Origin of the sequence: Hymenobacter sp. UV11, assembly GCF_004684095.1 — a bacterium.
Classification (GTDB): Bacteria; Bacteroidota; Bacteroidia; order Cytophagales; family Hymenobacteraceae; genus Hymenobacter.
This window is the reverse complement of the sequence record NZ_SRII01000044.1, coordinates 1-3,624: the sequence shown is the minus strand read 5'-3', so window position 1 is coordinate 3,624 and position 3,624 is coordinate 1. Positions and strand designations below refer to the sequence as shown.

The window sequence follows — 3,624 nt, the reverse complement described above, 5'->3', positions numbered from 1 at the left end:
CTGCACGTGGTGCTCACCGACGACGCGCACCACGAGGACGTGCTCACCCGCGCCCACGAGTATATCACGGGCAAGCACCCCATTCAGCACGCCACCATTCAGGTAGAGCGCGGCGACTTTGCCCAGCACGAAACCCACGCCTAAGCATGGGTTTCGCTACGCTTCCCGCACTGGCTAGTGCCTACAATTGTCAGTTCAAGAGTAGGAGCTGTCCCCTTCACCTTAAGACGAATAGCCAGCTAAACTATGAAAAAGAATGCGTTTCTCTACCTGCCGGCAGTTATAACGGCCGGGGCCCTGCTCACGGGGTGCGGCAACATCGGCTCGCATAGCCTGCGGCTCCGATTGACGGTCGCGCTGGATAGCACGGCGCTACACGTGACCAATACTAGCCGCACCACTTATTACCGCACAACACTTGACGTGAATGACGCCTTCGGCTGGGCGGTGGGTACGCTACCACCCGGTGCCCACCGCGCCATTCAACTCACAAGTCTGCACGACGGGCAGGGCCGGGGCTATACCCGTCGCATTCAAGTTGCGGAAATCAGCGCCTATGCCCAGGACAGCGCGGGAAATTTCAACGGGTTTAGCTGGAACCCACTGGCTAAGCAGCCATGAGTATACAGGAGATTATCTGGGCGGAACTGACGACGGGCCTGCCTGATAAAACGCAGTTAGTGCACACCATCATCCGGTTGCTTGCGGCCGCGCTGCTGGGTGGCCTCATTGGCTTGCAGCGGCAAGGCGTAGGCAAGCCGGCTGGGGTGCGCACCCACATCCTGGTAGCCTCGGGGGCGGCGGTATTTGTGCTGGCGGCGGCCGGCAGCGGGATGACGCCGGATGCCGTGTCGCGGGTTATTCAGGGGCTGGTCACCGGTATCGGCTTTCTGGGAGCAGGCGCCATTCTGAAGCGCAGCCGAACCTGGGAAATCCAGGGGCTGACGACTGCTGCGGGTATCTGGATAACGGCGGCCATTGGCGTAACGGTGGGCCTGGGCGGCCTGGGGCTGGCGCTGCTTGGCACTGGCCTTACGTGGCTGGTACTTACCGTCGTGGGCCGTCTGGAACGGCTGCTGCCGCCGACAGATAAACCCGCTGAGCAACCCGACAACCTTGCCAGGCCGGCTCGCGGCACTGCACCAGGATAGCTACTGGCCCGGCAAAGTCTGCCGACCAGCTCTTCTGTACTGAGCCGGCGATGGTGGCTTGTCCACGTCTTCCCTACCTACTTCCCTCACTACCTAATGTCTATTCTACTCATTACCTCTCCGCCCGTGCAGCCATCCTGGACGCAAGTGCTGCTTTACGCGCTGGTGCCCGCCGCCGTCATGGTAGTGGGGGCCGTCACAGCCATCGTCCGCCCGCCGGGCGCTGCTATTCGTAGCGCCATCCTGCACTTCGCGGCTGGGGTAGTGTTTTCGGTGGTGGCCGTGGAACTGCTGCCTGACATCGTGAAGCGCCACCGCCCGTTGGAAGTCGGGCTGGGGTTCGGCATCGGCGTCGCGCTCATGCTCGCCCTGCGCTATTTCACCCGCCAGGCCGCTGCCAAAGAGTCGGCTGCCCCCACGTTTCCATTGCCCCCCGGCGTCATATGGGCTTCTGAGACGCCCCCCGGCGCTGAGCAAGTCGCTAGCCCGGCCGCAGCGGCCACCCCGGCGGCTACGCTGCCAATGGGCCTGCTCACCGGTGTGGGCATTGATATTCTCATCGACGGGTTGCTGCTGGGCATCGGCTTTGCGGCCGGGGCCAAAGAAGGACTGTTGTTGGCCGTGGCCCTCACCATTGAAGTGCTCTCGTTGGGTTTGGCCACGGCCGTGGAGCTGCGCCAGCAGGGCCAGGGCAAAGCCCGGGCCGTGGGCATCGTGGCGGCCTTGTCGGGGCTGCTGGTGGTCGGTGCCGGCGTGGGCATTACTGTGCTACAGGGCGCCTCCGACAACGTGATGGAACTGGTGCTCGCCTTCGGCCTGGCCGCCCTGCTGTTCCTGGTCACGGAGGAACTGCTGACCGAGGCCCATGATGAGCCGGAATCGCCCTGGCTTACCTCCGCCTTTTTCGTGGGGTTTCTGCTGTTTTTGCTCCTGGGCATGGTGGCGTAGGTCTGCTCCTGGGCTAGCCGCCTGAACTGCTTTACACCGACTGGCAGCCGCCATTTTGTTTTCTTTCTCTTTTATGTCTTCTGCTAACCTTAGCCTTACCCTGGTCCCGGCAGGCCGATGCCTCACTTTCGTGAAAGAAGAATGCCAAAGGGTGCATATCTACCGCCGGGTGGTCGGGGAAGGGTCGGCGTGGCGACACATTGCCTACGATGCTTCCTCTCCCTTCGTGGACAAGGAGGTGTTTGCGGCCGGCACCGGGTTGGAGTACCACGTGCAGTACTGCACCCAGTTCGACGAGTACGAAGGCCACAGTCCCTTGGTGCACGTTACGCTGGCGTAGGTTGTATTCACCGCTTTTATTCAGCACCTCCGCTATGAAATATCCCCTTTTACTGGTGATTTCCGTTTGCGGCGCGGCGCTGCGGCTGTGCGCCGCCGCCGGGCAAGTCGGCCATCTGCTGCACCCCGAAGCTCACGCCGAGACTACCCTGCTGGTGAGCACAGCGCGCCTGCCCATCAAACCCGAAAGCCGGCCCGTCTTCCTAGCCACGGAAGCAGCGCTGGCCGTTCCCACGCGCCAGGAAGCCGGCTGCCTGAGTTACACCGTGTACGAGGACCCAAGCGCGCTCAATACTTTTTTCACGGTTGAGGAATGGGCCACCCGGGCCGCGTGGGAGTGCTTCCCATGGGAAGCCCATGGGAAGCACTCCGACGCGGCGGCTTACCAGCAGCTACTACCCGGCTGGCTGGCCGGGCTAGCTACCAGCCAGCTCTATCAGGTAAGCCGCCGCCAGGTGGTAATTACGCCCCCGGCTACCCACTAGTCCGCTGCTGATTTCGTTGCTTTTCCTTTCCCTACTCCTTACTTCCTGCGGTATGAGCGCCTTTATGTTTGCCACCGGCATCGAAAACAGCTATCCCACCATCCGGCTGCCCGACGGCACCACGCACCGGGTAGACGAGTTGGAGAAAACCGGCCACTACCAACGCTGGCGGGAGGACTTCGACTTAATCAAGGAACTGGGCCTCGAATTTCTGCGCTACGGCCCGCCCTACTACCGGGTGCATACCGGCCCCAACCAGTACGACTGGACCTTCACCGACCAAGTGTTTGGCTACCTGCGGGAACTGGGCATCACGCCCATCGTGGATTTGCTGCACTTCGGCCTGCCCGATTGGCTGAATAATTTTCAGAACCCGGAATTTCCCACGCACTTTGCGGCTTACGCTCAGGCGTTTGCTGCCCGCTTCTCCGACTTGCAGTTCTACACTCCCATCAACGAAATATTCGTAACGGCCAAGTTTTCGGCCCAGTACGGGTGGTGGAACGAGTGCCTGGCCAGCGACCAGGCCTTTGTCACGGCGCTCAAACACTTGTGCCGGGCTAACGTTCTGGCCATGCAGGCCATCCTGGGCGTGCAGCCCGGGGCCACCTTCATCCAGAGCGAATCGGCCGAATATTTTCACCCCGAAACGCCCGCCGCGCGGCAGCAGGCGAATTTTCTTAATCAACAGCGCTTTCTGA

The 3,624-nt window shown here is 61.8% G+C and carries 6 protein-coding genes; all 6 read left to right on the top strand.

Annotated elements, in window-relative coordinates; genetic code table 11:
- Nucleotides 1-246: 246 nt before the first annotated feature.
- Nucleotides 247-621 (top strand): hypothetical protein, encoded by a 375-nt coding sequence (locus E4631_RS25580; RefSeq protein ID WP_133656190.1) that lies wholly within the window; start codon nucleotides 247-249, stop codon nucleotides 619-621.
- On the top strand, nucleotides 618-1,151 hold the full coding sequence (locus tag E4631_RS25575) for an MgtC/SapB family protein (protein ID WP_133656191.1): 534 nt from the start codon (nucleotides 618-620) through the stop codon (nucleotides 1,149-1,151). Before E4631_RS25580 ends, E4631_RS25575 begins: the two co-directional genes overlap by 4 nt.
- Before the next feature lie 96 nt (nucleotides 1,152-1,247).
- Nucleotides 1,248-2,099 carry a transporter gene (locus tag E4631_RS25570; protein ID WP_240735247.1) on the top strand — a complete coding sequence of 284 codons (852 nt, stop codon included), beginning with the start codon at nucleotides 1,248-1,250 and terminating at the stop codon, nucleotides 2,097-2,099.
- A 73-nt stretch (nucleotides 2,100-2,172) separates the two neighbouring features.
- Nucleotides 2,173-2,439: a hypothetical protein gene (locus E4631_RS26190; protein WP_166647964.1), complete on the top strand. Its 267-nt coding sequence runs from the start codon at nucleotides 2,173-2,175 to the stop codon at nucleotides 2,437-2,439.
- A gap of 34 nt (nucleotides 2,440-2,473) precedes the next feature.
- Nucleotides 2,474-2,923, top strand: a complete 450-nt coding sequence (locus tag E4631_RS25565; protein ID WP_166647965.1) for a putative quinol monooxygenase — start codon at nucleotides 2,474-2,476, stop codon at nucleotides 2,921-2,923.
- 52 nt (nucleotides 2,924-2,975) lie between these two features.
- Nucleotides 2,976-3,624: family 1 glycosylhydrolase (locus E4631_RS25560; RefSeq protein ID WP_133656193.1), on the top strand; the 649-nt coding region annotated here is incomplete at its 3' end.

Bases quoted from the DNA above. Each gene is read 5' to 3' on its own strand.
- E4631_RS25570 (WP_240735247.1), top strand. From the start codon at position 1,248: ATGTCTATTCTACTCATTACCTCTCCGCCCGTGCAGCCATCCTGGACG.
- E4631_RS26190 (WP_166647964.1), top strand. From the start codon at position 2,173: ATGTCTTCTGCTAACCTTAGCCTTACCCTGGTCCCGGCAGGCCGATGC.
- E4631_RS25575 (WP_133656191.1), top strand. From the start codon at position 618: ATGAGTATACAGGAGATTATCTGGGCGGAACTGACGACGGGCCTGCCT.
- E4631_RS25565 (WP_166647965.1), top strand. From the start codon at position 2,474: ATGAAATATCCCCTTTTACTGGTGATTTCCGTTTGCGGCGCGGCGCTG.
- E4631_RS25580 (WP_133656190.1), top strand. From the start codon at position 247: ATGAAAAAGAATGCGTTTCTCTACCTGCCGGCAGTTATAACGGCCGGG.